Annotated in this window: 11 protein-coding genes; 6 read left to right on the top strand and 5 right to left on the bottom strand. The window is 68.9% G+C overall.

Features of this window, described 5'->3' with window-relative positions; translation table 11 throughout:
- Positions 1-15 precede the first annotated feature (15 nt).
- The 4 genes from AC1Z3W_RS32505 (at position 16) to AC1Z3W_RS32490 (ending at position 3,105) form a co-directional block, all read left to right on the top strand.
- A complete protein-coding gene (locus AC1Z3W_RS32505) occupies positions 16-1,518 on the top strand; it encodes a cobyric acid synthase (protein WP_483509307.1) in 1,503 nt (500 codons plus the stop codon).
- 82 nt (positions 1,519-1,600) lie between these two features.
- Complete coding sequence (locus AC1Z3W_RS32500; protein ID WP_162840555.1) at positions 1,601-1,741, top strand: hypothetical protein; 141 nt, start codon at positions 1,601-1,603, stop codon at positions 1,739-1,741.
- Positions 1,742-1,905: 164 nt separating this feature from the next.
- Complete coding sequence (locus AC1Z3W_RS32495) at positions 1,906-2,319, top strand: DoxX family protein (protein ID WP_057926023.1); 414 nt, start codon at positions 1,906-1,908, stop codon at positions 2,317-2,319.
- Positions 2,320-2,445: 126 nt separating this feature from the next.
- Positions 2,446-3,105, top strand: a complete 660-nt coding sequence (locus AC1Z3W_RS32490; protein ID WP_057926022.1) for a ParA family protein — start codon at positions 2,446-2,448, stop codon at positions 3,103-3,105.
- A gap of 190 nt (positions 3,106-3,295) precedes the next feature.
- On the opposite strand, the gene panD is transcribed toward AC1Z3W_RS32490, so the two are convergent.
- From panD to AC1Z3W_RS32470, 4 genes are all read right to left on the bottom strand, one after another.
- Positions 3,296-3,682 (bottom strand): aspartate 1-decarboxylase, encoded by a 387-nt coding sequence (gene panD, locus AC1Z3W_RS32485; RefSeq protein WP_006754524.1) that lies wholly within the window; start codon positions 3,680-3,682, stop codon positions 3,296-3,298.
- A 41-nt stretch (positions 3,683-3,723) separates the two neighbouring features.
- Positions 3,724-4,563 (bottom strand): pantoate--beta-alanine ligase, encoded by an 840-nt coding sequence (gene panC / locus AC1Z3W_RS32480; protein ID WP_057926209.1) that lies wholly within the window; start codon positions 4,561-4,563, stop codon positions 3,724-3,726.
- 258 nt (positions 4,564-4,821) lie between these two features.
- The gene (locus AC1Z3W_RS32475) at positions 4,822-5,694 is read right to left on the bottom strand and encodes a segregation and condensation protein A (protein WP_057926021.1); all 873 of its coding nucleotides are present in this window, start codon (positions 5,692-5,694) and stop codon (positions 4,822-4,824) included.
- Between the two features lie 4 nt (positions 5,695-5,698).
- Positions 5,699-5,887 (bottom strand): DUF3460 family protein, encoded by a 189-nt coding sequence (locus tag AC1Z3W_RS32470; protein ID WP_044849219.1) that lies wholly within the window; start codon positions 5,885-5,887, stop codon positions 5,699-5,701.
- A gap of 268 nt (positions 5,888-6,155) precedes the next feature.
- Here AC1Z3W_RS32470 and AC1Z3W_RS32465 point away from each other — a divergent pair, with 268 nt between their 5' ends.
- Both AC1Z3W_RS32465 and AC1Z3W_RS32460 read left to right on the top strand, forming a co-directional pair.
- A complete protein-coding gene (locus tag AC1Z3W_RS32465; RefSeq protein WP_057926020.1) occupies positions 6,156-7,982 on the top strand; it encodes an autotransporter assembly complex protein TamA in 1,827 nt (608 codons plus the stop codon).
- 28 nt (positions 7,983-8,010) lie between these two features.
- Positions 8,011-12,060 carry a translocation/assembly module TamB domain-containing protein gene (locus AC1Z3W_RS32460; protein ID WP_483509306.1) on the top strand — a complete coding sequence of 1,350 codons (4,050 nt, stop codon included), beginning with the start codon at positions 8,011-8,013 and terminating at the stop codon, positions 12,058-12,060.
- 306 nt (positions 12,061-12,366) lie between these two features.
- Here AC1Z3W_RS32460 and metG read toward each other — a convergent pair whose 3' ends face one another.
- Positions 12,367-14,529, bottom strand: coding sequence for a methionine--tRNA ligase (gene metG / locus AC1Z3W_RS32455; RefSeq protein WP_483509305.1), 2,163 nt, complete (start codon positions 14,527-14,529; stop codon positions 12,367-12,369).
- Between the last annotated feature and the right edge of the window lie 201 nt (positions 14,530-14,730).

Genomic DNA, 14,730 nt, shown 5'->3' with positions numbered 1-14,730 from the left:
ACGACCTTGCACACGATGAATGCACCCGAACCGCAGCCGCGCGGCACGTTGATGATCCAGGGCACGACGTCCGACGCCGGCAAGAGCACGCTCGTCGCGGGCCTGTGCCGCCTCGCGCGCCGCGCGGGCGCGCGCGTTGCGCCGTTCAAGCCGCAGAACATGGCGCTGAACAGCGCGGTGACGGCCGACGGCGGCGAGATCGGTCGTGCGCAGGCGCTGCAGGCGCTCGCCGCGGGTGTGGCGCCGCATACCGATTTCAACCCGGTGCTGCTGAAACCGACGAGCGATCGCGGCGCGCAGGTGATCATTCACGGCAAGGCGCGCATGAACCTCGATGCGCGTGCGTACCACGACTACAAGCCGGTCGCGTTCGACGCAGTGCTCGAGTCGTACGCGCGGCTGCGCGCCGGCTACGACACGGTGCTCGTCGAAGGCGCGGGCAGCCCGGCCGAGATCAACCTGCGCGACGGCGACATCGCGAACATGGGCTTCGCCGAACGCGTGAACTGCCCGGTCGTGCTGGTGGCCGACATCGACCGCGGCGGCGTGTTCGCGCACCTGGTCGGCACGCTCGCGTGCCTGTCGGACAGCGAGCGCGCGCGCGTGCGCGGCTTCGTCATCAACCGCTTCCGCGGCGACATCAAGCTGCTCGAACCGGGCCTCGACTGGCTGCGCGCGCAGACGGGCAAGCCGGTATTCGGCGTGCTGCCGTACTTGCACGGGCTGCTGCTCGACGCCGAGGACATGCTGCCGTCGCAGGCGCGCAGCGCCGCCGCGCGCGGCGACGCCGGCGTGCTGCGCGTGGTGGTGCCTGCACTGCCGCGGATCAGCAACCACACCGATTTCGATCCGCTGCGCGCGCATCCGCAGGTCGAGTTCACGTACTGGAAAAGCGGCCCGGTGGCGGACGCCGACCTGCTGATCCTGCCCGGCTCGAAGAGCGTGCAGCGCGATCTCGCGTGGCTGCGCGACGCGGGCTGGGACGCTGTGATCCGCCGGCACCTGCGCTATGGCGGCAAGGTGATCGGCATCTGCGGCGGGATGCAGATGCTCGGCCGCACGCTGGACGATCCGCTCGGCCTCGAGGGTGCGCCCGGCAGCGTGCCGGGGCTCGGCCTGCTCGACTTCGACACGACGCTGCAGCCGGACAAGACGCTAAAGAACGTGGCCGGGCATCTCGCGCTGCCCGGCGCGGCCGCCGTGCACGGCTACGAGATCCACATGGGCGACACGCGCGGGCCCGCGCTCGCGGCGCCTGCGCTGGAACTGGCAACGGGCGACGCACCGGGCGGCGTGCGCACGGACGGCGCGGTATCGCCCGACGGGCAGATCCTCGCGACCTACGTGCACGGGCTGTTCGACGCGCCCGACGCGTGCGCGGCCCTGCTCGCGTGGGCGGGGCTCGACGGCGCGGAACGCATCGACTATCCGGCGCTGCGCGAGGCGTCGCTCGAGCGGCTGGCCGATTCGTTCGCCGAGCATCTCGACCTGCGCGCGCTGTACGCCGAGTTCCGCTGACGTACGGCGCGGCCGGCCTGGTATTTTGCGGAGGATCGCGTACAACTCAGGTGGGCGGAGGTCCGCCCGAAGGAGCGCGACGATGAAGGCTCGATGGTGGTTGAGCGTGCTGCTCGCGGTGCTGCTGGGCGCGTCGGCGGTTGCGCACGCGTGCGATTCGTACGCACCGGGCGGCGGTCCGGCTGGCTCCGGCGACGCCGGGCAGGGCAAGAGCGGCGGCTGACGAGCGTATTGGAAATGGAGCGTCAGGGCATGATCGGTCATGCCCTTTTTTACAGCTCGATTCGTTCCTTGTAGGAATCAGTTAAAGCCTTGCGGCGTGTTTATCGGTCGAATCGATTCGAATAGAGTGCGATCCATTCTCACCCACTCACGAAGGAATTCGCCATGAACCCCAATCGTCTGAACGATCTCGGCGCGACGCTGCTGCGCGTCGCGCTCGGCGTGCTGTACCTCGCGCATGTCGCGCAGAAGGTATTCGTCTTCACGCTGCCCGGCACCGCGCAGTTCTTCGCGTCGATCGGCCTGCCGGGCTGGCTCGCGTATGTGACGGCCTTCGTCGAGCTGGCCGGCGGCCTCGCGCTGCTCGCGGGCTTCCGCGTGCGGATCGCCGCGCTCGTGCTGCTGCCGTTCATGCTCGGCGCGGTGTCCGCGCATCTGCCGAACGGCTGGGGCTTCGCATCGCCGCACGGCGGCTGGGAATACCCGGCGTTCTGGGCCGTCACGCTGGCCGTGCAGGCGCTGCTGGGCGGCGGCGCCTTCGCGCTCGGCGCGCCGCGCGCGGCGACGCGACCCGCATAAACGGGGCAGGCATCGGCGCAACCCGTTCCGGTGACACCCCGTTTGCCGATATCATCGCTCCCTGTATCCGCAATCGAGCGGCGCCTGCCATGCGGCACGCGCCGCGCGGCCTTCTCGGGGGAATTCATGACGGTCATCGTGGTGGCGAATCCGAAGGGCGGCGTGGGGAAGAGCACGCTGTCCACCAATCTTGCCGGCTATTTCGCGGCGCAGGGCGCATGGGTCGCGCTCGCCGATCTGGACCGGCAGCAGTCCGCGCATGCATGGCTCGACCTGCGGCCGGCTGGCCTGCCGGCGATCGAGGCATGGGATCTCGATCCGGACGCGCCGACGAAGCCGCCGCGCGGCCTCGAATATGCGGTGATCGACACGCCGGCCGGGCTGCACGGCAACCGGCTCAACGTCGCGCTGCAGCTCGCGGACAAGGTGATCGTGCCGCTACAGCCGTCGATGTTCGATATTCTCGCGACCCAGCAGTTTCTGGAGCGCCTCGCCGGCGAGAAGGCGGTGCGCAAGGGCAGCGTCGAGGTCGGGATCGTCGGGATGCGGGTCGACGCGCGTACGCGCTCGTCCGACCAACTGCACCGTTTCGTCGAGGGGCTCGGGCTGCCGGTGCTCGGCTACGTGCGCGACACGCAGAACTACGTGCAGATCGCCGCGCACGGCCTGACGCTGTGGGACGTCGCGAAGAACCGTGTCGAGAAGGATCTCGAGCAGTGGCGGCCGATCGTCGAATGGGCCGAGCGCCGTGCGTCGAAAGCGGAGAAGGTCGCGAAGGCGTCCTGATCCGCGTTGGCCGAACCGGGCGAAGCCGGGGCACAGTGAGCAAGGCAGAGTGAATGACAAAGGGCCTGATCCGGCATCGCGCCGGATCAGGCCCTTTGTTTTCATACGGTTGCGCGGCTCCGGCCGCCATGACGCGCGGGGCGCCGCGACAGCTACCCGGCGTGTCGTGACACGCCGATGGCCGGCCGTATTACGTCCAGTTCTGCGTCGGCACGTGATCGCGATGGCCCTTGATCTTGTTGCCTTCGTCGATGAACACGAGCTTCGGCTTCCAGCCGGCCTGCAGCTCGGCTTCGTCGACCATCGCGAACGCCGCGATGATCACGAGGTCGCCGAGTTGCGCGCGACGCGCGGCCGAGCCGTTCAGCGAGATCATCCCGCTGCCGCGCTCGCCCTTGATCGCGTACGTCGAGAAGCGCTCGCCGTTGTTGATGTTCCAGATGTCGATCCGTTCGTTCTCGACGAGGTTCGCTGCTTCGAGCAGGTCTTCGTCGATCGCGCACGAGCCTTCGTAATGCAGCTCGCAGTGCGTGACGGCCGCGCGGTGAATCTTCGATTTGAGCATATGGCGCTGCATGGTATCTCCGTGATGCGTGAGAGGCGAGGGCGGGCGGCCCGTCAGATTTCCAGGTTGTCGATCAGGCGCGTCGCGCCGAGCTTCGCGGCCGCGAGCACGACGAGCGGTTCGCCGGCTTCGAGCTCGGCGGCGCTCGGCGCGATCAGGTTCGCGCGGCGGCGGATCGAGATGTAGTCGGGCGCCCAGCCGCGCTCGGCCAAGTGCATGCATGCGGTCTGCTCGAGCTTGCCGAGGTCGCGTTCGCCGCCGAGCACGCCTTCGCGCACGCGCTGCAGCGTCTTCGCGAGTTCGGGCGCTTCCTTGCGCTCGTCGGGCGTCAGGTAGCGGTTGCGCGACGACAGCGCGAGGCCGTCCTCGTCGCGCACGGTCTCGGCCGCGATGATCTCGACCGGCAGCGCGAGCTGCTGGCACATGCGGCGCACGATCATCAATTGCTGGTAATCCTTCTTGCCGAACACGGCGACGCGCGGCTGCACGCAGGACATCAGCTTCGCGACGACCGTGCACACGCCCGTGAAGAAGCCGGGGCGGAACTCGCCCTCGAGAATCCCGCCGAGGTCGTCGGGCGGCAGCACGCGGTACTCCTGCGGCTCCGGATACATGTCGCGCTCGGTCGGCGCGAACAGCACGTAGACGTTTTCCTTCTGCAGCTTCTCGATATCGTCCTGCAGCGTGCGCGGATACTTGTCGAAATCCTCGTTCGGGCCGAACTGCAGCCGGTTGACGAAGATGCTCGCCACGACCGGATCGCCGTGCTGGCGCGCGAGGCGCATCAGCGACAGGTGACCTTCGTGCAGGTTGCCCATCGTCGGCACGAACGCCGTGCGGTTCTGGCCGCGCAACTGGTCGCGCAGTTCCTGGATCGAGCTGATGACTTTCATGATCGGGTAGCGGGTTCCTCGCGCATGCGCGCGTTGGCGCCGCAACTGCGGCGTCGGGGTCGAAGCGGAGAACGCCGGCGCGCGGGCCGCGCATCGGGCGTCGGCGGATTGTAGAGGATTTGGCCGCCGGGCGCATCAAAAAAAGAACGATCGTTCACTTTTTAATCGGGCGCGTCGCTGGCGAGCCGCGCGGGCGGGGCCGGCGGCGCAATGCGGTGTGTCGAGTGTGCAGGGGCGACGCGGGCGCGGCGGCCCGCCTTACGCGGGCAGGTAGGCGAGGCGCACGTAGATCGGCGCGAACGGTTCGGCCTGGGTGATCTCGACGAGCGATTCGCGCGCGAGCTCGAGCATCGCGATGAAGTTCACGACGACCACCGGCACGCCGCGCGACGTGTCGAACAGGTCGGCGAACTCCATGAAGCGCGCGTTCTGCAGGCGGCGCAGGATCAGGCTCATGTGTTCGCGCACCGACAGCTCCTCGCGGGAGATCTTGTGGTGCTGGACGAGCTTCGCGCGCTTGAGCACGTCGGCCCACGCGGCGCGCAGGTCGTCCGAGTTCACGTCGGGGAAGCGTGGCGTGACGCTCTGCTCGATGTAGACCTCGGCGCGCAGGAAGTCGCGGCCGAGCTGCGGCAGCTGGTCGAGGCGCTGCGCGGCGAGCTTCATCTGCTCGTATTCGAGCAGGCGGCGCACGAGTTCCGCGCGCGGATCCTCGGCTTCCTCGCCGGTGTCGGCCTTCTTGACCGGCAGCAGCATCCGCGACTTGATCTCGATCAGCATCGCGGCCATCAGCAGGTATTCGGCCGCCAGCTCGAGGTTCGACGTGCGGATCTGGTCGACGTAACCGAGATATTGCGCGGTGACCTGCGCCATCGGGATGTCGAGCACGTTGAAGTTCTGCTTGCGGATCAGGTACAGCAGCAGGTCGAGCGGGCCTTCGAACGTCTCGAGGAACACCTCGAGCGCATCGGGCGGGATGTAGAGATCCTGCGGCAGCTTGAAGAGCGGCTCGCCGTACAGGCGTGCGAACGCCGCGACACCGTCTACCGTGTCGGGCGTCGAGTCGGCGCCCGCGGGCGCGGCGATCGCGTCGTCCTGCCGGGCGGCGCTGGCCTCGTCGGCGGCGCTCACGTCGTCAGAAGTTCTGGTAGTAGACGTAGGACGTTTGCTTCACGCGCGATTCCTGCTGCTCGGCGCGCTCGTCGAGGTCGATCGGCTGCTTGTCCCACAGCAGGGAGCGGCCCTTGCGCTGCTCTTCTTCGAGCGTCGGCTTCTGTTGCTTGAGCTGGTTCAGGAATTGCGTGACGTCGGACTGGTACGGCATGGCTTGGCTTTCCGTTTCGGGCGGCGCACGGTGCGCCGGATTCTCGATGGCGGGATTTTACCGCATCGCGGGGAACAGCCGGCGGCAATCGCGCGTCGAATCCGCTGGCCGGGGCACGGCCGGCGCCAGCGCCGAGGGCCGGCAAGCGCTGCGCCGCGGTCACGTCCGCCCGCGGCGCGGTTTGCAAACATTAAGCTTCGACGCCTGCACCCTGTGGTCAAATACAGGGTTTTCCACGAAACCGAGACAACCGAGGACGAGGTCATATTTGGCGGGTCAGGCGAACCAGCAAGCACATCCGGCGCGTGAGGCGAATCCGCGCGCGGCCCGTGATCCCGGCGATCGCGCACGGCGCGGCGCCGGTGCCGCGGCCCGGACTGCCCTCGTGGGCTGTCTCGCCGCGTGCGTCGTGTTGCCGGCCTACGCGAAGTACGACGTCGACATCGACGCGCCGCGCTCGATCCGCAAGCTCCTCAAGACCCATCTCGACATCGCGCGCTTCGCGAAGCGCGACGACATCAGCGACGACCAGTTCGACTTCCTCGTGACCGCCACGCCGCAGCAGGTGCGCGACCTGACCGCGACGGCCGGCTATTTCTCGCCGGTCGTGCGCACCGACGTGCGCACGCGCGACGGCAGGCGCGACGTGCGCGTCGCCGTCGATCCCGGGCCGCAGACCGTCGTGTCGACGGTCGACCTGACGTTCAAGGGGCCGGTCGATACCGAGGATCCGAAGCAGGAGGCCGCGACCCGCTTCGCGTTCTCGCTGAAGCCGGGCGACCCGTTCACGCAGTCCGACTGGGACGGCGCGAAGGGGGCGGCGCTCAGGCAATTGCAGTCGCGCCGCTACCTGGGCGCGAAGATCGCGTCGTCGGAGGCGCGCATCGATCCGCGCACGCAGCGCGCGACGCTGGCCGTCACGTTCGACAGCGGTCCGACGTTTACGATCGGCAAGGTCGACGTCGACGGCGTGCGCCGCTATCCGGAGAAGATCGTCACGAACGTCAATCCGCTGTCGGAAGGCGAGATCTACGACGCACGGCGGATCACCGAGCTGCAGCGGCAACTGCAGAACACGCCGTACTACGCGAGCGTCGCGATCGATGTCGGCGACGATATCGCGAAGCCCGAGCGCACGCCCGTGCACGTGAAGGTCAGCGAGTTCCCGTACAACAGCATTCGCGGCGGCGTCGGCTACGCGACCGATACGGGCCCGCACGTGCAGGGCTCCTACACGTACCTCGACACGTTCGGCGCCGCGTGGCCGCTCACCGTGTCGGGCCGGCTCGACCAGATCCAGCAGTACGGCCAGGTCCAGCTGTCGATGCCGCCCGGCGCGAAAGGGTGGACCAACAGCGTGCTCGCGTCGTACACGAACACCAACGTGTCGGACACGCGCATCTACAGCGCGCGGGTCGGCGTGCAGCGCACGCGCACCGGTCAGTTCATCGACTACGCCTATTCGCTGATGTACTACCAGGACCGGCTCGACCAGAACGGCGCGAGCCCCACCACGAGCCGCGCGCTGGTGCCGCAGTGGGCCTGGACGCGCCGCAACGTCGACGATCCGCTGTTCCCGCGCTCGGGCAACCTGATCCACGCGGAGGCCGGCTTCGCGATCAAGGGCGCGCTGACCGACCAGACCTTCATCCGCGGTTACGCGCGCGGCCAGCAGTACGTGCCGATCGGCAAGCGCGACCTGTTCGTGTTCCGCGCTGAACTGGGCGGGGTGTTCACGAGCGGCAGCTCGGCCGGCGTGCCGGCGTCGCTGCTGTTCCGCGCGGGCGGCTCGAACTCGGTGCGCGGCTACGGTTACCAGAGCATCGGCAACAACGTCGACGGCTCCGTGCTGCCGACCAAGTACCTGATGACGGGCACCGCCGAATACCAGCACTGGTTCAACCGCGACTGGGGGGCCGCGACGTTCTTCGACATCGGCACCGCGACCGATGCGTGGGGCGAGCGCGTGTTCTACCCGGGTGTCGGCATCGGCGCGCGCTGGCGCAGCCCCGTCGGCCCGATCAACGTCGACGTCGCGTACGGGCTGCGCAATCACAGCGTGCGCCCGTACCTGACGCTCGGCATCGCTTTCTGACCTTATTGCCCGCTCCACGACGAACCGCATGACGAAGGACCCGAACGACACGCCGCCGCCTCACGATCCGGACTCGCCCGCGCCCGATGCACCGCCGCGCGCGCCGCGCCGCGCTCGGGCGGGCCGGGTCGTCGCGTGGACGCTCGCGACGGTCGTGCTGCTCGTCGTGCTGGCGGCCGGGCTCGTGCTGGCCGCCGCGGCGACCGAGCCCGGCACGCGGCTCGCGTGGCAGGCGGCCGTGCGCGTGCTGGGCGGTCGGCTCGCGGGTACGCTGGAAGGTGGCGCGCTCGCGACCGGCGTACGGCTGCGCGGCTTCGCGTGGACGAGCCCCGGCGGCGCGGGCACCGAAGTGCGGATCGACCGGCTCGACGGCCGCTGGGCGTTGACCCGCGCGCCGTGGCGGCTGTCGATCGCGTATCTGCGCGCGGGCACGATCGACGTGCGGATCGCGCCGGGGCCGTCGACGCCGGCCACGACGCCGCAGGACCTGAGCCTGCCGCTGCAGTTGCGGATCGACGACCTGCGCGTCGATCGCCTGGCGATCCACGAAGGCGGCTCGACGACGCAGCTCGACCACCTTGCACTGAACGGCCGCAGCGACGGCCGTCACCACGAACTTGCGCTCGATGGCGTCGACACGCCATACGGCGCGCTGACCGCGCGGGCGAAGCTCGACGGCGTGAAGCCGTTCGCGCTGACGGGCAACGCGACCTACGTGGGCAAGCTCGCCGACGAACCGGTCAACGCGAGCGCGAACGTATCGGGTTCGCTCGAAGCGCTCGTTGCCGACGTTGCCGCGAGCGGGATGAAGCTGAACGGGCGCGCGCACGTCGAGGCCGCGCCGTTCGGCGCGGTGCCGCTCACGCGCGCGTCGCTCGCGTTCGATCACGTGAATCCGCAGGCGATTGTGCCGGGCGCGCCGGCCGCCGATCTCGCGGTGCGTGCGGAATTGGCGCCGGTGAGCGCGCCGGCCGGCGCCGCACCGGCGAAGGGGTTCGCGGTGACGGGCCTGGTGTCGATCGTCAACGCGAAGCCTGGCACGCTCGGCGAGCACCTGCTGCCGGTCGTCGACGCGCATGCGACGGTGAATCTCGACGCGCACGCGCAGCGGATCGACGGCCTCGCGCTGAAACTGATCCGCGACGGCAGCGTGACCGGCCGCGGCACGCTGACGGGCGGCAAGGGCCGCTTCGACCTGAAGGTCGCGAATCTCGACCTCAATGCATTCGTCGCCGAACTGCGGCCGATGCGCCTCGGCGGCCCGCTCGGCGTGACGCTCGCCAGCGACGTGACGACGGTCGACTTCAACCTGAACGATCCGAAGCTCGCGCTCGGCGCGCGTGCGAAGGTCGCGCTGACGCCGCAGCAGACGGTGCTGACCGACGCGCGCGTGACCGCGGGCAAGGGTCGCATCGACCTGACCGGCGTGTTCCGTCACGACGCACATTCGAGCTACGACGCGAAGGCGACGCTGACCGCGTTCGATCCGCTGCTGCTCGCCGCGATGAAGGCGCCGGGCGCGGGCGGCGGCAAGCCGGCGGCAAAAACGGCGAAGGCGGCAGCCAAGGCGCAGGCCCCGCGCGGCGAGACGCGCGTGTCGGGCACGCTGACGGCCTCCGGCGCGTTCGCACCGCAGGTGTCGACGAAGGCGACCTTCAAGCTCGGCGACAGCCTGTACGACGGCGTGCCGCTGACCGGCGCCGGCGTCGTGCAACTGGCCGGCACGCGGATCCTGCCGAGCAACGCAACTCTGTCGATCGCGGGCAACCACGTCGACCTGCGCGGCAGTTTCGGCGCGCCTGGCGACCGGCTGCGCTTCGTCATCGACGCGCCGGAGCTCGATCGGCTCGGTTTCGGCATGCAGGGCCTCGTGCAGGCGCAGGGCGACCTGACCGGCAGCTTCGCGCATCCGAACGTGACGGTCACCTACAAGGCCCAGCACGTCGTGGTCGGCTCGAACCGGATCGGCGCGGCGCAGGGCCGTGCCGACATCCGCGACGGCGCGCATGGCGCGCTCGTGTTCACGGCCGACGCGACCGACATCGCGCTCGGCTCGCTGCAGTTGAAGTCGCTGCGCGCGAACCTCGACGGCACGCGCGCGAAGCACACGCTCGACGCGTCGGCGATCGGGATGGCCGGCGGCCGCGTGATCGACCTGACGCTCGCGGCGAACGGCGGCGTGGTCGAGAGCCGCGACGGGATGCGCTGGGACGGCACCGTCACGCGTCTCGCGAACCGAGGCACGCCGGCGGTGGCGCTGCAGTCGCCGCTCGCCGTGTCGGCCGGCGCTGGCCGCGTGACGCTCGGCGCGACGCGGCTCACGCTCGAAGGCGCGGCGATCGACCTGAAGTCGTTCGTGTTCGATCACGGTCAGATGCGCTCGGCAGGCTCCGTGCGCGACGCATCGGTCGCGCGTTTCCTCGAGGTTCGTCAGGAGCTGACCGGCCAGCGGCCGCCGCTTCGCACCGACGTCGTGCTCGATGCCGACTGGGACTTCTCGCTCGGCGCGAACGCGACCGGCTACGTGCAGATGAAACGGCGCGGCGGCGACGTGACGATCGAGTCCGGGCGCGGCATCGCATCGCTCGGGTTGACCGACCTGTCCGCGCGCGCGCGCTTCGCGCCGGGCAACCGGCTCAACGTGGTGGCGCTCGCGAAGGCAAACCGGATCGGCTCGCTCGACGCGAACGTCACCGTGCCGTTCGCGCTGCGCGACGGCGTGTTCGGCGTCGTCGACGACGGCCCGCTGTCGGGCCGCATCGACGCCGACGTCCCGTCGCTGAAGGCGACCGGCAACCTGCTCGGGCCGAGCTACCTGCTCGGCGGGCGCGCAGCGCTGCACCTGACGATCGCGGGCACGCCGGTGAAGCCGAACGTGTCGGGGATGCTGACGGGCGACGATCTGTCCGCGACGCTCGTCGACCAGGGCGTGCAGTTGAAGGACGGCATCGTGCGCGTGAAGCTCGCGGAGAACCTCGTCGAATTCCAGCAGGTCGAGTTCCACGGCGGCGACGGCACGCTGCGCGCGCTCGGCCGCGTGCGTCTCGATGGCGAGGCGCCGGACCTGACCGCGAGCATCGTCGCGGACAAGCTCGAGCTGTTCGCGGCGCCGGACCGCAAGTTGTCGCTGTCGGGCAAGGCGACTGTCGCGAACGACGGGCCGCGCGGCGCGCTGTCGATCGACGGCAAGTTCGTCGTCGACCGCGCGTTGTTCGACCTGCCGGAGGAATCGGCGCCGCACCTGTCCGACGACGTCGTGATCGTGCGGCCGGACGGCACGGTGCGCGGCGAGACGCCGACCGGCACTGCAGCCACGAAGCCGCAGAAGGTCGACGAGAAGCCGGCGCCGTCGCTCGCGCCGCGCGCGAACATCGACATCGGCCTCGGCAACAACTTCCGCTTCAGGGGCCACGGCGCGGATCTCGGGCTGCGCGGCACGATCACCGTGATGAGTGCGCCGGGCGTGCCGCTGCGCGCGGTCGGCAACGTGCGCGTGACGGAAGGGTCGACGTATACGTCGTTCGGCCGCAAGCTCGCGGTCGAGAACGGTTTCTTCACGTTCAACGGCCCGGTGTCGAATCCGGGCGTGAACATCCTCGCGATGCGGCGCAACCAGGAGGTCGAGGCCGGCGTGCAGGTCACCGGCACGATCCAGTCGCCGACGGTCAAGCTCGTGTCCGAGCCGAACGTCACCGACAACGAGAAGCTGTCGTGGCTGCTGTTCGGCCACGGCACCGACCAGGGCAACAACGTCGGCCAGCAAAACGCGATGACGGCCGCGCTCGCGCTGCTCGGCAGCGCGACCGGCAAGCGCGTCGCGCAGAGCATTGGTCTCGACGAATTCTCGATCGGCCGCAGCGACGTCGGCCTGACCGACCCGCAGGTCATCCAGGTCTCGAAGGCGATCAACGAGCGCTTCGTGTTGGGCTTCGAGCAGGGGCTGCAGTCGGCGAGCAACGCGTTCAAGGCGACGATCAACCTGACGCGCTTCTGGTCGGTGTCCGCGTACGGCGGCACGTTCCAGGGCGTCGACTTGAACTACACGCGGCGCTTCGATCGCTGGTTCAGCCAGCGGTGATGAAGAAGGGGCGCTGTCCGGCCTCGCTCAGACCGTCGCACCCGGTCTCGGGTTGGCGCGCACGCATGTGTCGAAGCCTTCTCGCGTCGCGGCGTCGCGGTGGACGGCGTGAATGTGAGCGGCGGCGCGAAGCGGATCGTTCGACCTGCGACGGCATGGACATGCCGGCGGCGGCTGTCGCAGGCGGCTGGCTCGCGCAACGCGAGCCATGCGAAGCGCCGGGCGGTGCTGCGCGCGCCGCGTCATGAAAAAAAGCCCCGCACGTATCGTGCGAGGCTTTCGTGCTAGAGCGCAGGCGGGTGACGCTTACTTCACGCGCATGCCGGGCTTCGCGCCGCTGTGCGGCTCGAGGATGTAGAGGCCCGGCTCGGCCTTCTCGTCGGAAGCCGACGCGGCGAGCACCATCCCTTCGGACAGCCCGAACTTCATCTTGCGCGGCGCGAGGTTCGCGACCATCACCGTCAGCTTGCCGACGAGCTGCTCGGGCTGGTAAGCCGACTTGATGCCCGAGAACACGTTGCGGGTCTTTTCCTCGCCGATGTCGAGCGTGAGCTGCAGCAGCTTGTCCGAGCCTTCGACGGCCTGGCACGCGACGATCTTCGCGATGCGCAGGTCGACCTTCGCGAAATCGTCGATCGAGATCGGACTGTCGTCAGCACCATTCGCGGCCGCGACCTTCGCGTTCGCCTTGGCGTTCTTCGCATCCTTCGCGGCGTTGGCGGCGGTCGCCCCGGCGGCCGCGGCACCGGCGGCCTCGGCCTGCAGCGAATCGCGGTTCGCCGCGAGCAGCGCGTCGACCTGTTTCTGATCGACACGCGTCATCAGGTGCTGGTACGCCTTGATCGGTTGCGCCGACGACAGCGGCTTCGCGGCATCGGTCCACGCGAGCGGTGCGATCCCGAAGAAGGTCTCGACGGCTTCGGCCACGCGCGGCATCACCGGCTTCAGTGCGAGCGACAGCAGGCGGAACGCCTCGAGGCTCACGCTGCAGGTTTCGTGCAGCGCGACCGCGTTGGCCGGATCCTTCGCGAGTTCCCACGGCTTCGCGCCGTCGACGTATGCGTTCACTTCGTCCGCGAGTTCCATCGTCTGGCGCAGCGCGCGGCTGTATTCGCGTGCTTCGTAGTGCGCGGCGATCGCGGGAATCGCATCGCGCAGCTTCGCGACGAGCGGATGGTTCATCGCGCTGTCCTGCACGCGGCCGTCGAAACGCTTGATCAGGAAGCCGGCCGCGCGGCTCGCGATGTTCACATACTTGCCGACGAGGTCGCTGTTCACGCGCGCCTGGAAGTCGTCGAGGTTCAGGTCGATGTCTTCCATCGTCGCGTTCAGCTTCGCGGCGAAGTAGTAGCGCAGCCATTCGGGGTTCAGGCCCGTGTCGATGTAGCTCTGCGCGGTGATGAACGTGCCGCGCGACTTCGACATCTTCGCGCCGTCGACCGTCAGGAAGCCGTGCGCGAACACGTTGGTCGGCGTGCGATGGCCCGAGAACTCGAGCATTGCCGGCCAGAACAGCGTGTGGAAGTACAGGATGTCCTTGCCGATGAAGTGGTACTGCTCGGCGGTCGAGCCCGAGCGGATCCACGCATCGAAGTCGATGCCCTTGCGGTCGCACAGGTTCTTGAAGCTCGCGTAGTAACCGACCGGTGCGTCGAGCCACACGTAGAAGTACTTGCCGGGCGCGCCGGGGATCTCGAAGCCGAAGTACGGCGCGTCGCGCGAGATGTCCCAGTCGGCGAGCTTGGCTTCACCGGCGTCGCCGAGCCATTCGCGCATCTTGTTGGTGGCTTCGGGCTGCGCGAGGCCGCTGACCCATTCGCGCAGGAACGACTCGCAGCGCGGGTCGGACAGGCGGAAGAAGTAGTGCTTGGACGTCTTGCGCACCGGCGTCGCACCCGACACCACCGAGTACGGGTTCAGCAGTTCGGTCGGCAAGTAGGTCGAGCCGCACACTTCGCAGTTGTCGCCGTACTGGTCCTTCGCGTGGCACTTCGGGCACTCGCCCTTGATGAAGCGGTCCGGCAGGAACATTTCCTTGACGGGGTCGTACGCCTGCTCGATCTTGCGCTCGGCGATCAGGCCGTTTTCCTTCAGCGCGAGGTAGATCTTCTCGCTCAGCACGCGGTTCTCGTCCGAGTCGGTCGAGTAGAAGTTGTCGAACGACACGCCGAAGCTGTCGAAGTCGCGCTTGTGCTCGATCCATACGCGGTCGATCAGCTGCTTCGGCGTGAGGCCTTCCTTCTCCGCGCGCAGCATGACCGGTGTGCCGTGCGTGTCGTCGGCGCCGATGTAGTAGACCTCGTGGCCGTGCATTCGCAGCGTCCGCACCCAGATGTCGGTCTGGATGTACTCGACCAGGTGGCCGATGTGGATCTGGCCGTTGGCATAGGGCAGTGCGGACGTAACGAGGATCTGGCGGCTACCTTGCGGCGCCGCAGCCTGCACGGAAGTGAGGTCGGATGCGGACATAGGGTCTGTAGAAGAACGGCGGAAACGACGGAAACTGCGATTCTAGCAGGGGCGCGCGCAGGTCAGTCGGGGCGGGTATTCCGGATCGGGCGCCGGAAGGGGCGGGGTCGCCCGGGCGGCGTGCCCGGCGGTGTGATGTTGCGGTGCGGCAGACGAATGGCGGGCAAAAAAAACCGGGGCGGATACGGCCCCGGAGCAACA

This window comes from Burkholderia sp. 10_S31, from assembly GCF_056930375.1.
This window is presented reverse-complemented; position numbering and strand designations above follow the sequence as displayed.

Excerpts from the sequence above, each read along its gene's own strand:
- AC1Z3W_RS32505 (WP_483509307.1), top strand. The coding sequence starts at position 16 with ATGAATGCACCCGAACCGCAGCCGCGCGGCACGTTGATGATCCAGGGC.
- AC1Z3W_RS32460 (WP_483509306.1), top strand. The coding sequence starts at position 8,011 with ATGACGAAGGACCCGAACGACACGCCGCCGCCTCACGATCCGGACTCG.
- AC1Z3W_RS32490 (WP_057926022.1), top strand. The coding sequence starts at position 2,446 with ATGACGGTCATCGTGGTGGCGAATCCGAAGGGCGGCGTGGGGAAGAGC.
- metG (WP_483509305.1), bottom strand. The coding sequence starts at position 14,529 with ATGTCCGCATCCGACCTCACTTCCGTGCAGGCTGCGGCGCCGCAAGGT.
- panC (WP_057926209.1), bottom strand. The coding sequence starts at position 4,563 with ATGAAAGTCATCAGCTCGATCCAGGAACTGCGCGACCAGTTGCGCGGC.
- panD (WP_006754524.1), bottom strand. The coding sequence starts at position 3,682 with ATGCAGCGCCATATGCTCAAATCGAAGATTCACCGCGCGGCCGTCACG.
- AC1Z3W_RS32495 (WP_057926023.1), top strand. The coding sequence starts at position 1,906 with ATGAACCCCAATCGTCTGAACGATCTCGGCGCGACGCTGCTGCGCGTC.
- AC1Z3W_RS32470 (WP_044849219.1), bottom strand. The coding sequence starts at position 5,887 with ATGCCGTACCAGTCCGACGTCACGCAATTCCTGAACCAGCTCAAGCAA.
- AC1Z3W_RS32500 (WP_162840555.1), top strand. The coding sequence starts at position 1,601 with ATGAAGGCTCGATGGTGGTTGAGCGTGCTGCTCGCGGTGCTGCTGGGC.